Source organism: Alloalcanivorax marinus, assembly GCF_016906305.1.
Lineage (GTDB): Bacteria > Pseudomonadota > Gammaproteobacteria > Pseudomonadales > Alcanivoracaceae > Alloalcanivorax > Alloalcanivorax marinus.
Map to the genome: position 1 here is coordinate 1 of NZ_JADDOL010000042.1, position 13059 is coordinate 13059.

13 protein-coding genes are annotated in these 13059 nt (G+C 68.5%); 6 read left to right on the forward strand and 7 right to left on the reverse strand.

The window, feature by feature from the left end:
• Positions 1 to 146: 146 nt before the first annotated feature.
• On the reverse strand, positions 147 to 1361 hold the full coding sequence (locus IM760_RS18390; protein ID WP_204431682.1) for a GAF domain-containing protein: 1215 nt from the start codon (positions 1359 to 1361) through the stop codon (positions 147 to 149).
• 124 nt (positions 1362 to 1485) lie between these two features.
• On the opposite strand from IM760_RS18390, the gene IM760_RS18395 reads away from it, so the two are divergent.
• Positions 1486 to 1749 (forward strand): acyl-CoA-binding protein, encoded by a 264-nt coding sequence (locus tag IM760_RS18395; protein WP_204431683.1) that lies wholly within the window; start codon positions 1486 to 1488, stop codon positions 1747 to 1749.
• A gap of 116 nt (positions 1750 to 1865) precedes the next feature.
• Here IM760_RS18395 and secD read toward each other — a convergent pair whose 3' ends face one another.
• The 4 genes from secD to IM760_RS18415 all read right to left on the reverse strand — a co-directional run bounded on the left by secD (position 1866) and on the right by IM760_RS18415 (position 6246).
• The gene (secD, locus tag IM760_RS18400) at positions 1866 to 4166 is read right to left on the reverse strand and encodes a protein translocase subunit SecD (RefSeq protein ID WP_204431684.1); all 2301 of its coding nucleotides are present in this window, start codon (positions 4164 to 4166) and stop codon (positions 1866 to 1868) included.
• A gap of 96 nt (positions 4167 to 4262) precedes the next feature.
• Positions 4263 to 4658: a hypothetical protein gene (locus IM760_RS18405; protein WP_204431685.1), complete on the reverse strand. Its 396-nt coding sequence runs from the start codon at positions 4656 to 4658 to the stop codon at positions 4263 to 4265.
• 8 nt (positions 4659 to 4666) lie between these two features.
• Positions 4667 to 5221 (reverse strand): DUF805 domain-containing protein, encoded by a 555-nt coding sequence (locus IM760_RS18410; protein WP_204431686.1) that lies wholly within the window; start codon positions 5219 to 5221, stop codon positions 4667 to 4669.
• A gap of 86 nt (positions 5222 to 5307) precedes the next feature.
• The gene (locus IM760_RS18415) at positions 5308 to 6246 is read right to left on the reverse strand and encodes a DMT family transporter (RefSeq protein ID WP_204431687.1); all 939 of its coding nucleotides are present in this window, start codon (positions 6244 to 6246) and stop codon (positions 5308 to 5310) included.
• A 235-nt stretch (positions 6247 to 6481) separates the two neighbouring features.
• On the opposite strand from IM760_RS18415, the gene IM760_RS18420 reads away from it, so the two are divergent.
• Both IM760_RS18420 and IM760_RS18425 read left to right on the forward strand, forming a co-directional pair.
• Positions 6482 to 7654, forward strand: coding sequence for a type III PLP-dependent enzyme (locus tag IM760_RS18420; RefSeq protein ID WP_204431688.1), 1173 nt, complete (start codon positions 6482 to 6484; stop codon positions 7652 to 7654).
• Positions 7655 to 7873: 219 nt separating this feature from the next.
• On the forward strand, positions 7874 to 8629 hold the full coding sequence (locus IM760_RS18425) for a M90 family metallopeptidase (protein ID WP_204431689.1): 756 nt from the start codon (positions 7874 to 7876) through the stop codon (positions 8627 to 8629).
• A 23-nt stretch (positions 8630 to 8652) separates the two neighbouring features.
• On the opposite strand, the gene IM760_RS18430 is transcribed toward IM760_RS18425, so the two are convergent.
• Positions 8653 to 8949, reverse strand: a complete 297-nt coding sequence (locus tag IM760_RS18430; RefSeq protein ID WP_204431690.1) for a chaperone modulator CbpM — start codon at positions 8947 to 8949, stop codon at positions 8653 to 8655.
• Between the two features lie 4 nt (positions 8950 to 8953).
• Positions 8954 to 9847: a DnaJ C-terminal domain-containing protein gene (locus IM760_RS18435; protein ID WP_204431691.1), complete on the reverse strand. Its 894-nt coding sequence runs from the start codon at positions 9845 to 9847 to the stop codon at positions 8954 to 8956.
• 190 nt (positions 9848 to 10037) lie between these two features.
• Between IM760_RS18435 and IM760_RS18440 the strand changes: the two genes are divergently transcribed.
• From IM760_RS18440 to IM760_RS18450, 3 genes are read left to right on the forward strand one after another with little or no spacing between them, the layout of a single operon-like run.
• Positions 10038 to 11168 carry an N-acetylglucosaminyl phosphatidylglycerol synthase gene (locus IM760_RS18440; RefSeq protein ID WP_204431692.1) on the forward strand — a complete coding sequence of 377 codons (1131 nt, stop codon included), beginning with the start codon at positions 10038 to 10040 and terminating at the stop codon, positions 11166 to 11168.
• The gene (locus tag IM760_RS18445) at positions 11152 to 11949 is read left to right on the forward strand and encodes an N-acetylglucosaminyl phosphatidylglycerol deacetylase (protein WP_204431693.1); all 798 of its coding nucleotides are present in this window, start codon (positions 11152 to 11154) and stop codon (positions 11947 to 11949) included. The genes IM760_RS18440 and IM760_RS18445 overlap by 17 nt, the downstream gene beginning before the upstream one ends.
• Positions 11946 to 12932, forward strand: coding sequence for a glucosaminyl phosphatidylglycerol flippase (locus IM760_RS18450; RefSeq protein WP_204431694.1), 987 nt, complete (start codon positions 11946 to 11948; stop codon positions 12930 to 12932). Before IM760_RS18445 ends, IM760_RS18450 begins: the two co-directional genes overlap by 4 nt.
• Positions 12933 to 13059: the final 127 nt, after the last annotated feature.

The following is a 13059-nucleotide window of genomic DNA, read 5'->3' on the forward strand; positions in this document are numbered from 1 at the left end:
CATCTGTGATGGGTGGCCGGGCCCGCTTGCGGGTACTCGCGGCGTTCCCGGAAGGCCCCCACACAGATCCGCGTCCCGGATAGAGACCTCCCGTATAGATTTCCTGCCAAAGCGCGATGAGCCTCTTTTTTACGCCCGCTGAGGGCTCAACCGGCCTGCTGGTGCCGGCGAATGTAATCCTCCCGGCCCATGGCGGCCACCAGCGCGTAGGCCAGGGACGGCGCCAGGCTTTCCAGCAGCGCCCGGGCGTCCTTATCGAACGGCGACAGGGCCGCCAGCTCCAGCACGCCCAGGGCCTCATCGCCCTGGCGCACCACCAGAAACAGAATCTGACCCGGGCGCAGGCGGCTGTGGCCGGTTTCCAGGTCCAGGTAGCCCGCCGGCACGTCGTGGCAAAGCGTCACGTCGCCCTCCGCGTCCAGGGCGCCGGCCAGCAGACCGTCGCGCTCCCGGTGGCGCTCCGCGTCGTCCCGCCCGGACAGGCCACGGGCGGCTTCCCGATGCAGGCCGTCATCGGCCACCCGCCAGGCGGCGCCGGCCACCGCCGGGGTGTGTTCGATCATGAACCCCAGGGCCTGATCCAGCAGCACGGCGACCCGCGGGTTGCCGGCGATGTGCGCCATGAAATCGTTGAGCAGCCGCTGGCGGCGGGCCTCCCGGTCGGCGTTGTCGCGCCATTGGCGCAGCCGCTCGGATTCCCTGGCCAGCAGCAGGTTGTTGGCGTAGCTGTGGCGGGCGCTGGCGTCCAGCATGTAGCCGTTGAGCGCGCACACCACCAGCGGGAAGCCATAGAACAGCAGCAGCGAGGCCGGGTTCAGGTCCCAGCTCAGGATCAGCGCCAGGGTCAGCGCCAGCACCAGCGAGCCCAGGCACCAGAACAGGGTACGGGTGGGCGGCAGACGCAGGATCGAGAAGCCGATGATCAGCACGTAGACGGTCTCGAAGGCCGCCACCTGGCCGAGAAAGGTGTCCGCCAGGCGGATCGCCCCGAGCAGGGTGCCGGCCAGGGAGATCATCAGGGCCAGGCCGATCAGAGTGCTCATAAAGCGGTTCAGGGCGTTCACCTTCACCGCCAGGAACAGCAACGCCAGGGCGCCGGCGATGGGCCAGAAACCGAACAGGCGCCAGGCGGCCATGCCCGGTTCGTCCACCAGCACCAGCACCGGCAGGGTGACCACCAGGAACAGGCCGATCAGCACATACAGGGAACGCCCGATCAGCTTGCGGGCGCGGCGCAGGGCATGGTGAATGTAGTCGTCTTCCAGGGAGCCGGGAAAGCGTACCCACAGCGTCCCCAGCGCTCTTTTCAGGTCGCGCTCCTGGCGCGCGTCCACGACGGTCCTGGCGGCGGGCCCGGCCATGGCGATTCCCCCTCGATGTTGTTGTCTTGCTTTGCGTTATCGTTATCGTCGACAGTAGAGCGCCGGCCGTGCCACCCCGAGGGCACGGCCCTACCCATAATTCGCTAATCGACAGGTGAGAATAATGGCCGATACCGCCCGTTTTGAACAGGCCCAGAAGGACGTCAAAACCCTCAACAAAAAGCCGGGCAACGACGATTTGCTGTTCCTCTATTCCCATTACAAACAGGGCAGCGAGGGCGATGTGAGCGGCAAGCGGCCGGGTATGCTGGACATGGTCGGCCGGGCCAAGTACGACGCCTGGGCCAAACTCAAGGGCATGAGCAAGGACGACGCCCGGAGCAGGTACATCGACAAGGTCGAGTCCCTGCTCAAGACGCACAAATAGACGTACAAATAAAAGTGTTTTGCCCGTGGGAGCGGCTTCAGCCGCGATCATGATGACGCCGGTATCGCGCTGAAGCCGCTCCTGCCAAACGGGCCCGGGTGCCAAAGGAGACCCTGTTAAAGCCGGTCCACCCGGGCGAACAGGGCCTTTTCGTCGTCCGGGTCCGCCGGCGGCGCTTCCTCCTTCTGCGGCTCGGCGGGGCGGCGGCGGGCCAGCCACAGCGCCATGGGCGCGGCGATCCAGATCGACGAACTGGTGCCCACCACGATCCCGAACAGCACCGGCAGGGCGAAGCTGCCCACCGCCGGGCCGCCGGCCAGGCCCATGGGCAGAATCGCCAGGAAGGTGGTCAACGAGGTGAACAGGGTGCGCCGCAGGGTCTGGGTGAGACTCACATCGATGATCTCCTCCAGCGGGCGATCCGGTTCCAGGGCCTGGTTCTCGCGCATGCGATCGAACACCACCACCTTGTCGTTCACCGAATAACCGATCAGCGTCAGCAAGGCCGCCACCGCGGTGAGGTTGAACTCCACCCCGGTCAGCACGAAGAACCCCAGCGTCTTGCTCACATCCAGCATCAGGGTGATCAGCGCCGCCCCGGCGAAATGCGGCGCGAAGCGCAGCCGCAGGTAGACGAACATGCCCAGGCCGGCCAGCAGCAGCGCCAGCAGGCTGGCCTCCACGAAGCCGCCGCTGACGCTGGGGCCGACCATGTCCACGCGCGGGAAGGTGGCGTCCGGAACCACGCCGGTCAGCGCCGCCCGGGCGGTGGCGATGCGCGCGTCGCTGTCGGCGCCGGCGGGCAGGCGCACCCGGTACTGGCCGTCCGCGCCGAACCGCTGCAGCGCGGCGTCCAGGCCGGCCCCGGAGAGGGCCTGGCGCAGCGGCCCGATGGCGGTGTGCGGCGGCGCGTGCATTTCCAGGGCCACGCCACCCTGGAAATCGATGCCGGTGTTCAGGCCCGGCCAGGCCAGCGACCCCAGCGACAACACCGACAGCACCAGGGACAGCACGATGCCGGTGACGCCCACCCGCATAAAGCGGATCGGCCGTTGCCGCCGCTCGGCGGCCAGCCAGTCCGGACCCGGCGGTTTCAGGGTGCCCCGGGGGTGCTTGCGCAGGCGCCACTCCATCAGCAGCCGCGTCACCGAGATCGAGGTGAACAGCGACACCAGCAGGCCTACCGCCATGGTCACCGCGAAGCCGCGCACCGGGCCGCTGCCGAACTGGAACAGCAGACCCACGGCGATCAGGGTGGTGATGTTGGAGTCCAGGATGGTGGCGTAGGCACGCTGGAAGCCGGCGCGCAGGGCGCTCTGCCCGCCGCGGCCCCGGCGTGCCTCCTCGCGGATGCGCTCATTGATCAGGATGTTGGCGTCCACCGCCATGCCGACGCTGAGAATCAGGCCGGCGATGCCGGGCAGCGTCAGGGTGGCGCCCAGGGACGCGAGAATGCCCACCACCAGCCCCAGATTGATCACCAGGGCGGTGTTGGCGATCAGCCCCCAACGCCGGTACACCGCCACCATGAAGCCCAGCACCAGGGCGGCGCCCAGCAGGCCGGTGGTGATGCCCATGCGAATCTGGTCGCCGCCCAGGTCCGGACCCACGGTGCGCTGCTCCACCACTTGCAGCGGCGCCGGCAGGGCGCCGGCGCGCAGCAGCAGGGCCAGGTCGCCGGCCTCGCGCGCATCAAAGCCGCCGCTGATCTGGCCGCGCCCGGCGGTGATCGGTGAGCGGATCACCGGCGCGGTGATCACCTCGCCGTCGAGCACCACCGCGAACCGGTCACCCACATGGTGGCTGGTGATGTCGGCGAATTTTTTCGCGCCCGGGTCATCAAGGCGGAAGTTGACCACCGGCTGGTGGGTGCGCGGGTCGAAACCGAGCCGGGCATCCTCCAGGTTGCCGCCGTCCAGCAGCGCCAGGGGCTTGAGCGGATAGACCCGGCCATCGTCGGCGCCGGGCAGACGCCGGGCGGTTTCGCCGGGGGCCGCCAGCAGGTGGAAGGTGAGCCGGGCGGTGCGGCCCAGCAGTTCCTTGATGCGGCCCGGATCGGTGACGCCGGGCAATTGCACCACGATGCCGTCCTGGCCCTGGCGGGTGATCAGCGGTTCCACCACGCCGGTTTCGTCAAGGCGGCGACGCACCACCTCCAGGCTGCGGGCCACCGCGTCGTCGCGGATCTCCGCCGCCTGCCGGCCGCTTTTGCCCCGGGTCAGGGCCTCGGTGTCCACCCGTAGCAGCAGGTGGGAGCCGCCCTGGAGATCGAGCCCCAGGGTCAGGGTATGGGCCCGGTAGGCGTCGGGCAGGCCGGCGCGCCAGGTCGGTGGCAACAGACTGGGCAGCGCCGCCGCCAGACCGAGCAGAATGATCAGGCCGTAGGTGACGGCCCGCAGGGTGAATCGAGGGTTCATGGGGGTCTCTCTGGTCCACGAATCGGTGCCGGAGCGGCCGGGGCCACTCCGCTGTCGGAACGCCGCCGGGAGGGCGACGCGGGTCGCGGAAACGGATCAGAGAGGCGGTGCGCGGGGCGCGCCGGGGGAGTGGCGGGGGCGGCCGGGCAGGGCGGTGGCGCGGGTCGCGGAGGGCGCGGGAGAGAGCGCCGGCGGCAGCGGGCCTGCGGCGGCCACGGGCAGCGCCGGTGGCGGATCCCGGTCATCGTCGTGATGGTGGCGACGGGGGCCGCCCGGGCCCGGATCGGCGGGCAGCGCCTGGTGGGATGGGCCGCCGTCCGCCAACCGATGGGCCGGAGCGTCGCCATCGGCCTTCGGCGTCGCGCCCTGTCCTGGCGGCGCCGCCAGCAGCAGCGCCAGCGCCAGAGTCAGCCACAGCGTTGGCCAGCCGCGCGGCACCGCCCGGGAGGCGGGTCGGGACGAATCCGAGGGGTGAGGGCTCCGGGCGTTCATGGGGACGGTCAGCGGTTATCCAATTGCATCTGGTAGGCCTCGGCGCGTTTCACATAGTCCTGGTAGGCGGGCAGGGCCACGGCGGCGAGGATGCCGATCATCGCCAGGGTCACCAGGCCCGCCGCCACCGCGCCGAGGATCACGCCGGTGCCGTTGGCCGGCGGGCGGGGGCCATAGCGATTATCGCCGGGGCTGCCCGGCACGAACAGCAAAATCAGCCCCAGCAGCAGGTTCACCAGCGGCACGAAGCCGAGCAGGATCAGCCAGCCGCTGCGGTTCAGGTCATTCAGACGGCGGATGCCGTAGACGCAGGCGGCGAAGGTGGCCACCGCCATCAGCAGCAGCGCCACCACGCCGACCAGGGCGGACGGCTCCGAACGGCTGGCGCCGGCGGTGAGCACCGAGGCGAAGGTGAGCAACAGGTAGAGCACCAGCGTCACCAGGCCCAGGTAGGCGAAATAGCGCAGCCGCCCGAGCCGGCCCCGGAACGCGAACGGCTCGGTGGCGGCGTGGGCCGGGGCAGGGTCGTCCAGCGCGGTGGGGGAGCGGTAGGGTTCGGTCATCGACGTTCCTTGTTGTGGTGGCCCGTAGAGGCGGGTTTTTCGGCCCGAGCATAACCGGGTACCGGCGCCCTGGCCATCCGGCCCGGTCAGGTCAGCCAGGCCTTGAGGGCGCGGCGCACGCCGGGCCAGCGGTTGACCAGCAGCGACAGAAAGATCATCAGACAGCCGCTGACCTGCACCGCGGTCATGGTCTCGCCGAACCACAGGGCCGCGAACAGGGCGGTCCAAATCGGCTCCAGCACCAGGATCACCACGCCGTGGCTGTGCACCGACAGGCTCTGGGCGTAGGTCTGCAGGAAAAAGCGGAAGGCGGTGCCGAGGGTGGCGCTGGCGATCACCCAGCCGGCCATGGCGCCGCTGAAGCCGGCCAGGGTGGCCCGCCAGGGCTCCAGCAGCAGGCTGCCCAGGCCGGTGACCAGACTGACGGTGAACATCACCACCGTGGTCAGGGCCAGGGCCGGCACCCGCCGGCGGGTGGTGACCGCGCCGGAGGCGGCGGTGCGCACCGCGTCGTTGGCGGCGCGGGTATTGAGCGTGAAGAACAGGGCGAACATGGCCGCCGCCGCCACATAGAATCCTTGCCCGGGCTCCGCGCGAAAGCCGCCCTCCAGGGCCAGCAGGGCCAGGCCCGCGGCGGCCACCGGCAGCGCCACCCAGGTGCTGGCCGGCGGCGTCTCCTTGAACACCAGCCGCGCCATTACCGGCACCAGCACCACCCCCAGGCTGGTCAGGAAGGCGCCTTCGCCCACATGGGTGCCGAAGTTGAGGCCCAGGATCCAGAAACTCATGGCCAGGCCGAACACCAGCCCCACGCGCAGACTGCGCAGAAACTGATCCCGGTCCAGGCGCAGCAGACGGGGCCAGGCCACCAGGGCCAGCACCAGGCCGGCGAGCAGGAAGCGCAGGGCCATGAACATCAAGGGCGGCATCAGCAGCACCGCTTCCTTGGAGAAGATCCAGCTGATGCCGGCCAGCAGGGTGACCGCCACCAGCACCAGGTCGGCGCGACCGGCGGTGGCGCTCATCGGCGGGGGTTCCGGCGCGTTGCCAGGGGCATGAGGTTCTCCGGGCGGGGAGGGGAAAGGGCGCGCATTCTAGCAGAGCGGCGGGCCCCGGCGTGAAAAAACACCCGCCGGTATCTCCCCAAGCGGGCCGGACCTTGCTAAGTTGGGCGCCCGTTACCCCGGGAACCGGCGATGCCCGATTCCCGGCCCGGTGTGTGTGCCCTCCGGCACGTCGTTGAATGTTAAGAGGACCCCCATGACCACCGAGGCCATTCGCGTCGAGGATTTTTACGAACCGGCGGTGTTCCGTCGCATCAAGGACCTGGCGGACACCAAGGAGACGCCCTTCGTGGTGATCGACACGGAAACCGTGGGCCGGCATTACGACCAACTGGTCGGACAGTTTCCGTTCGCGCGCATCCACTACGCGGTGAAAGCCAATCCCGCCGAGGAACTGATCACGCTGCTGCGTGACCGGGGCGCCAACTTCGACATCGCCTCCATCTATGAGCTGGACAAGGTGATGAACCTGGGCGTGGCCGCCGAACGCTGCATTTTCGGCAACACCATCAAGAAAGCCCGGGACATCCGTGCCTTCTACGAGCGCGGCGTGCGCATGTTCGCCACCGATTCCGAGGCGGACCTGCGCAATATCGCCAAGGCGGCGCCGGGCTCCCGGGTGTACGTGCGCATTCTGACCGAGGGCACCCACACCGCTGACTGGCCCCTGTCGCGCAAGTTCGGCTGTCAGACCGACATGGCCCTGGACCTGATGATCCTGGCCCGTGACCTGGGCCTGGAACCCTATGGCGTGTCCTTCCATGTGGGATCCCAGCAGCGGGACATCGGCGCCTGGGACGCCGCCATCGGCAAGGTCAAGATCATGTTCGAGCGGCTCCGCGAAGAGGTCGGCATCGAGCTGAAGATGATCAATCTGGGCGGCGGTTTCCCGGCCAACTACATCGCCAAGACCAATGACCTGGAGACCTACGCCTCCGAGATCATCCGCTTTCTCAAGGAAGACTTCGGCGAGGAGCTGCCGGAGATCATTCTCGAACCGGGGCGCTCCCTGATCGCCAACGCCGGCGTGCTGGTCAGCGAGGTGGTGCTGATTTCGCGCAAGTCCCGCACCGCCCTGCAGCGCTGGGTGTTCACCGATGTAGGCAAGTTTTCCGGCCTGATCGAAACCCTGGACGAGGCGATCAAGTACCCGATCTACACTGAGAAGAAAGGCGAGGTGGAAGAGGTGGTGATCGCCGGACCCACCTGCGACAGCGCCGACATCATGTACGAGAACTACAAGTACGGCCTGCCGCTGAACCTGGCCATCGGCGACCGCCTGTACTGGTTCTCCACCGGTGCCTACACCACCAGCTACAGCGCGGTGGAATTCAACGGCTTTCCGCCGCTGAAGAGCTACTACATCTAGGGCCTGTTCACACTACTTGCAAGTAGTGTGAACAGGCCCTAGACCGAGACCCGGGCCGTGCCGTCGGCACGGCCTTTCCCGAGGCGGCCCCGGCGGGCCGCATCCAAGCCCTCCTGTTCATATGACGGGACAGGCCAGGGCAAATCGCTTTACGACCCACGGACAAAAAGGGCAAGCTTCCAGACCTGATTTTTTTCGGGTTGTTGTTGGGGAAACAGGATGTTCAAACAGGCCAGGAAATGGCTGGAAGACCGCAAGCTGTCGCGGCTGCCGGTAAGCCGCGAGCAATGGGAGCAGGCCGTGGCGCCGTGGCCGGTGGCGGCCCGGTATCAGGGGCCCGACCGTGAGCGTTTGTACGACGCGGCGCTGCGCTTTTTGCTCCGCAAGGAGCTGGCCAGTGGCGGTGGCTTCGAGCTGAACGACGCCCAGCGGCTGCTGATCGCCACCATGGCGGTGGTGCCGGTGCTGGAGCTGGGGCTGGACTGGTACGACGGCTGGTACACGGTGATCGTCTATGAAGACACCTTCGTGACGCCGGACGGCGGCATGGACGAGTTCGGCGTGGTCCATGAAGAGGGCCGGGCGCTGGCCGGTGAAGCCTGGTTGCAGGGGCCGGTGATCCTGTCCTGGGGCGACATTCTGCAAGCCAGTTCGGAAGACGGCTACAACGTGGTGCTGCACGAACTGGCCCACAAGCTGGATATGCTCGACGACGGCCCCAACGGGGCGCCGCCGTTGCATCCGGGCATGGATCGGCAACGCTGGCACGAGGTGTTCACCAACGCCTGGCAGGCCCTGCAGGGGGCGGAGCAGCGCGGCGAGGCGTTTCTCGATCCCTATGCCCTGGAAGACCCCGGCGAATTCTTCGCCGTAGCCACCGAGAGCTTCTTCGAGTCGCCGGATTACCTGCGCGGCGTGCTGCCCGAGGTGTACGACCAGCTGGCGCTGTTCTATCGCCAGCGGCCCTCCGGCTGATCGCGGTTCAGTACTCCCGACCGTTACTCCAGCAACCGGGCCAGACGCCGCCGCAGGGCGGCGTTTTCCCGGCGCAGTCGCTGATTGTCCTCGATCAGTTCCAGGGCCAGGGCCACGCCGCTCCAGTCCATGGCCAGGTCCCGGTGCAGACGGGCCGCCCGGGTCACGATCACGGTGACGGTTTCGTCGAACAGCCAGTGCGGATCCCGGGCCTCCGGTTCGATGATGCCCAGTTCCACGATTTCGGTGACCGTGGCCACCGGCAGGGCCACCCGGCGGGACAGTTCGGTGAGGGTCAGTCGGCGGACGCTGTTGTTCATGCCATCACTCCCAATCGGCGCGCGGGTCGAAACCGCTGTGCTCGGCAAGCTGCCGCCACAGGGCCTGGCTGCGTTCATCGTTGCGGTCGGGCATCACCACCTTGAGCACGGCGTACAGATCGCCGGCCCCTTTCTTGCCGCTCAGCCCCTTGCCGCGCAGGCGCAGGCGTCGACCGTTCTGACTGTTGGCGGGCACGGTGACGCTGATCCGTCCGCCCAGCGTGGGCACCGACACCTTGCCGCCCAGCGCCGCTTCCCAGGGCGCCACCGGCACGGTGACGATCAGGTCGTGGCCGTCCACGTCGAACAGCGGGTGGGGCACCAGCCGCACCCGCAGGTACAGGTCGCCGGGCTCGCCGCCGTCGGCGCCGGGGGTACCCTGGCCCTTGAGGCGGATGCGTTCGTTGTCGCCGGTGCCGGCGGGGATGGTCACATTGAGGGTGCGATCACCGACGCGGATCTGCTTTCGGGTGTCCGCCACCGTGTCTTCCAGGAACAGCGGCATTTCCACTTCCAGGTCGCGGCCCGGGCGGGGCCCGGCCCGGCGCCCGAAGCCGCCGCCGAAGATGGATTCGAAGAAGTCCGAGAAGGCGCCGTCGTCCTCGAAGCGGGCCTCGCCACCGCCGGCGCCGGGGCGAAACCCCTGCCAGCCCGGCGGTGGCTCGAAGCCGCCGCCGCTTTGCCGGTACTGCCGCAGCCGGTCGTACTCGGCGCGCTTTTCCGGATCCTTGAGGGCGTGATAGGCCTCGGAGACTTCCTTGAACTTGCGTTCAGCGTCGTCGTCGCTGCTCACATCGGGATGATATTGCCGCGCCAGTTTGCGGTAGGCGCTTTTGATCGCCTTGTCGTCCGCGTCCGGCTCGACGCCGAGAATACCGTAATAGTCCTTGAACTCCATGCTCGCCACGACTCCCGTGCCGGTGGTTTCCAGTGTCCTTTTTATGGCGGCGCCTTGCCCTTTTACAAGCCTTTACCCGGTGCCCGGGGCCGCTTTTCAGAAAGCAATGCTATCTTTACACCCATCACGGGTTATTGACTTAAAACAGTGACGAAAATCAGCGAGTTGGGCCAGGGAGAAGGAGAGCCGCTTGAAGATTCTCGATAGCACCTTGTTCTACACACAATCGAGCGGCGGGGTGCGGACCTATATCGATGCCAAGCGCCAGGCGCTGCTGCGTCGGGGTGATATGAGCCATAAGGTGGTGCTGCCGGGGGCGGGGGTCCGGTTCGACCGGGACTTCGTGCAACTGCCGGCGATGCCGCTGCCGCTGGCGCCGGGCTACCGGTTCCCGCTGCGTCTGGGGCTGTGGGCCAATGTCATGGCCGGCCTGCAGCCGGATCTGATCGAGGCCGGCGACCCCTACACCCCGGCCTGGGCCGCCCAGCGCGCGGCCCACATGCTCGACGTGCCGGCGGTGGGCTTCTACCACTCGGATCTGCTGTCACTGATTCATCATCGGGTGGGCGCCTTCCTGGACGCCGGCACCCGCGGTTACATCCAGCGCCTCTACCGGGGCTTCGACCTGGTGCTCAGCCCCAGCCAGCTGATGGCCCGCCGGCTGGCGGAATGCGGCGTGGAAGACGTCCAGGTGCAGCCCCTGGGCGTGGACCTGGAAGCCTTCCACCCGCAGCGCGCCAAGCCCGACGCCCGCCGCCGGCTGGGCATCGAGGACGACCGGCCGCTGCTGGTGTTCGCCGGCCGGGGCACCCAGGAAAAGAACATTCCGGTCCTGCTGGAGGCCATGCGCGCTCTGCCGGACTATCACCTGTTGCTGATCGGCACCGGGCTGCAACCGGACGCGCCGGACAATGTATCGGTGATCCACGAATTCTGCCCGGCGCCGGAAGTGGCCGGCTGGATGGCGGCGGCGGACGCCCTGGTGCACGCCGGCGACCAGGAGACGTTCGGGCTGGTGGCCCTGGAGGCCATGGCCTGCGGCTTGCCGGTGGTGTGCGCCGATGCCGGCGCCCTGCCGGAAGTGGTGCCGGCCCGCTGTGGCCGCCATGCCCCGGCCAACGACGGCGGCGGTTTCGCCGAGGCGATCCGCGACCTGTTCGAGCACGACGATCCGGCGGCGTTGGGCCGGGCCGCCCGCGCTCACGTGGAATCCCGGCACAGTTGGGACACCGTGGTGGACAGCCTGCTGGGCCACTACCGCCGTGTGCTGGGCGTGTACGATCAACCTGTTTTGGCGCGAACCCATGAATCCCATCCCTGACGATCCCCGCGCGCCGGCGTTCATGCTTTCCCTGCATGACGTGGCGCCGCACAGTTGGCCGCTTTATCGCGCCTTCCTGACGGAACTGGAACAGGAAGAGGAGGGCGGCGAGCTGCGCTGCACGTTGCTGACCGTGCCGGACTTCCATCACTACGACGTGGCCGACCGCCACCCGGCCTTCTGCCGCGCCCTGCGGGCCCGCCAGGACGCCGGCGATGAGTTGGTGCTGCACGGCTACTACCACGAGGACGACGGTCCGGCGCCGCAAACGCCCCGGGGCCTGCTGCGCCGCCGGGTGCTGACCCACGAAGGCGAGTTCTCGGCGCTCAATCGCGGCGAGGCGGCGCGTCGTATCCGCGACGGGCTGGCCATGTTCTACGGCCAGGGCTGGCGCGCCGACGGCTTCGTGCCGCCGGGCTGGGTGACCAACAGCGACGGTCGCAACGCCATCCGCGAGGCCGGCTTCGCCTACCGCACCGACAGCGGCGCCATCTACCGGCTGCCGGACGAACGGCGCTGGCCGCTGCCCACCCTGGTGATGTCCTCGCGCAGCGCCTGGCGGCGGCGGCTGTTCATCCTGCTCAACCGCTGGCGCATGCTCTATTACCGCAACGCGCCGATTCTGCGCCTGGCCCTGCATCCGGTGGACCTGCGCCATGAGGAAAGCCGGCAATTCTGGCTCGACACGGTGCGCACCCTGCGCCAGGAGCGGCGCAGCGTGACCAAACGTCGCTGGTTGCTGGAGCAGAGCCGGCTGGAACAACCTCGAGCGGTACGGTGAGTCGCCGCTGGCGCTGGCTGCTGCTGGTCGCCCTGTTGATCGGGGCCACCGTGCCCCTGGTGCTGGGCGGCCCGGAGGCGTTCCATGACCTGCGCCGGGTGCCGGTGACCTGGCTGCTGGGTCTGCTGGCGATGATCGGCGTGTGCTGGAACCTGAACGCCTGGCGCCTGCGCCTGATGCTGAATGGCCGCGCCCCCCACATGAGCCACGGCGATGCGCTGATCACCACGGTGGCCACCGAGTTCAGCCTCAACGCCACCCCCGGCGGCAGCGGCGCGCCGTTCACCCTGGCGGCCCTGTTGTCCCGCCACGGGGTGGCGCCGTCCCACGCCACCGCCGTGCTGGCGGTGGATCAGCTCACCGATATGCTGGTGTTCGCCACCTTGCTGCCCACCGTGGCCCTGTACGGGCTGGCCCGCTATCTGGACTGGGGCGGCTGGTGGCAACTGGCGGTGCCGTTGGGGTTGTTGCTGGGCGGCCTGGCGGCGGTGGTGCTGACGGTGCGCTATCAGCGCCGGCTGCTGATCGGCTCCGGTGATCTGCTGGCCTGGCTGGGCATGCGCCGCCGCCGCCGTTTCCGGCTGGCCCGGGCCACCCTGCGCTTCCGCCGTGGTCTGGAGGAGACCCTGGCGGTGCCGCGCCGCAAGCTGGCGCTGATGTTCGGGCTGTGTTTGCTGCATTGGCTGCTGCGTTATTCGGTGATCTATATCGCGGTGCTGGCGTTGGGCGAGCATCTGGACTGGGCCTACGGGTTTTTCGTGCAGATGGTGGCCATGGGCGCCGGCCATCTGACCCTGCTGCCGGGCGGGGCCGGCGGCGCCGAGGTCGCCGGCGCCGCCTTGCTGAACCCCTGGCTGGGCACCGTCACCGCCGCCACCGTGATCGTGATCTGGCGCTTCGTGACCTTCTACTGGTACCTGATCGTCGGCGCCCTCCTGATGCTCTACCTCGGCGCCCGCGAAACCCGCCCCCTGATGAACTGACCTGACACCGGCGAACTGTTTAACGGTTGATCGAAGTTTCTCTCTCCAGCCGGGACGCGACTCAAGGCGCGACGCCCTTCCGGGAACGCCGTGAACCCGTCCCTGGGGGCTCCCTTTCGAACGTCCT

Coding starts and splice junctions, on each gene's coding strand:
- IM760_RS18445 (WP_204431693.1), top strand. CDS start 11,152: ATGAATCCCATCCCTGACGATCCCCGCGCGCCGGCGTTCATGCTTTCC.
- IM760_RS18395 (WP_204431683.1), top strand. CDS start 1,486: ATGGCCGATACCGCCCGTTTTGAACAGGCCCAGAAGGACGTCAAAACC.
- IM760_RS18415 (WP_204431687.1), bottom strand. CDS start 6,246: ATGAGCGCCACCGCCGGTCGCGCCGACCTGGTGCTGGTGGCGGTCACC.
- IM760_RS18425 (WP_204431689.1), top strand. CDS start 7,874: ATGTTCAAACAGGCCAGGAAATGGCTGGAAGACCGCAAGCTGTCGCGG.
- IM760_RS18420 (WP_204431688.1), top strand. CDS start 6,482: ATGACCACCGAGGCCATTCGCGTCGAGGATTTTTACGAACCGGCGGTG.
- IM760_RS18405 (WP_204431685.1), bottom strand. CDS start 4,658: ATGAACGCCCGGAGCCCTCACCCCTCGGATTCGTCCCGACCCGCCTCC.
- IM760_RS18435 (WP_204431691.1), bottom strand. CDS start 9,847: ATGGAGTTCAAGGACTATTACGGTATTCTCGGCGTCGAGCCGGACGCG.
- IM760_RS18430 (WP_204431690.1), bottom strand. CDS start 8,949: ATGAACAACAGCGTCCGCCGACTGACCCTCACCGAACTGTCCCGCCGG.
- secD (WP_204431684.1), bottom strand. CDS start 4,166: ATGAACCCTCGATTCACCCTGCGGGCCGTCACCTACGGCCTGATCATT.
- IM760_RS18390 (WP_204431682.1), bottom strand. CDS start 1,361: ATGGCCGGGCCCGCCGCCAGGACCGTCGTGGACGCGCGCCAGGAGCGC.
- IM760_RS18410 (WP_204431686.1), bottom strand. CDS start 5,221: ATGACCGAACCCTACCGCTCCCCCACCGCGCTGGACGACCCTGCCCCG.